2 protein-coding genes are annotated in these 1,369 nt (G+C 72.7%); both read left to right on the top strand.

The annotated features are described in order from the left end of the window. Positions 1-792: carbamate kinase (locus ACFVJS_RS27975; RefSeq protein ID WP_378886802.1), on the top strand; the 792-nt coding region annotated here is incomplete at its 5' end. A 5-nt stretch (positions 793-797) separates the two neighbouring features. After that, the coding region (locus ACFVJS_RS27970) for an HAD-IC family P-type ATPase (protein WP_378886801.1) at positions 798-1,369 on the top strand (572 nt) is incomplete at its 3' end.

The raw sequence follows: 1,369 nt of genomic DNA, 5'->3' as shown, positions 1-1,369 counted from the left end.
GGTCTGGCCCGCGAGCACCAGGTCGCGGTGGTCCACGGCAACGGCCCCCAGGTCGGCCTGCTCGCTCTGGAGAGCGGTGCCGACCCCACCCTGTCCGAGCCCTATCCGCTCGCCGACCTCGTCGCCGAGTCCCAGGGCCTCATCGGGCTGTGGCTCCAGCAGGCGCTCCACGGAGAGGGCATCGCCGACGTGGTGACGCTGGTGAGCCAGACCGTGGTGGAACCCACGGACCCGGCGTTCCAGGAGCCGACCAAGTTCATCGGCCAGGTCTACGACGAGCCGACGGCCCGCCGGCTCGCGTCCCTGCATGGCTGGACGGTGCGGTCCGACGGTGCCGGTTGGCGACGGGTCGTGGCGTCCCCGGCTCCCCGGGGCATCGTCGAGCTCGGCGTGGCCGAGCGCCTTCTCGACGCCGGCGTCACGGTCGTGCTCGCCGGAGGAGGGGGAGTTCCGGTCGTCGACCGCGATCACCGCTACCAGAGCATCGACGCGGTTGTCGACAAGGACCTCGCGGCCGCGCTGGTCGCCGAGGCGCTCGGCGCCGACCTGCTGCTCGTCCTGACCGATGTGGAGGGCGTGATCCGAGACTTCGGCGGTCCCGCCGAGAAGGTGATGCGCGAGGTGAGCGTGGCCGAGCTGTCCGCGATGCGGTTCCCGGCAGGGTCGATGGGGCCGAAGGTGGCCGCCGTCTGCGCCTTCACCCGGGCGACGGGCCGGTGCTCGGCGATCGGCTCCCTCGACGAGATCAACGGCGTGCTCGCCGGCACGTCGGGCACCCAGGTGCGGAGCTGAGGCCGGTGTCGTCGCGTACAGGTCTGGAGTCCGGCGGGCTCACCACTGCGGAGGCGGCGCTCCGGCTGGAACAGGACGGTCCCAACGCCGTCCCGGCGCCCCCGCCGACCACGCTGGCGGCCCGGGTGCTGACGCAGCTGCGGGACCCGATGATCCTGCTGCTCGGTGTCGCGTTCGTGGTGGTCCTCGGCCTCGGGGACGTGCCGGACGCGAGCATCATCGCGGTCGTGGTGCTGGTCAACACCGCCATCGGGGTCGTGCAGGAACGGCGGGCCGAGCAGGCCATGGCGGCCCTCGGCAGAATGGCCGCCCCGCGGGCGTGTGTGCTCAGGGACGGCCGGGTGCGTGACATCGAGGCCGCCGAGCTGGTCAAGGGCGATGTGGTACGCCTCGAGGCGGGCGACGTCGTGCCGGCCGACCTGGTGGCCGCTGAGGCGGTGGGGCTCGAGGTCGACGAGTCGTCGATGACGGGTGAGTCCGTGCCGGTCGGACGAGTGACGGGTGAGGAGCTCCTCTCTGGGACCGTCGTCACCAAGGGACGCGGCTGGGGCGTGGTCGAGCGGATCGGCTCCGAGAG

It is taken from the genome of Nocardioides sp. NPDC057772 (genome assembly GCF_042798075.1).
Classification (GTDB): Bacteria; Actinomycetota; Actinomycetes; order Propionibacteriales; family Nocardioidaceae; genus Nocardioides.
Note: the sequence above shows the minus strand (reverse complement) of the source record. Positions and strands in the feature narration are given on the sequence as shown.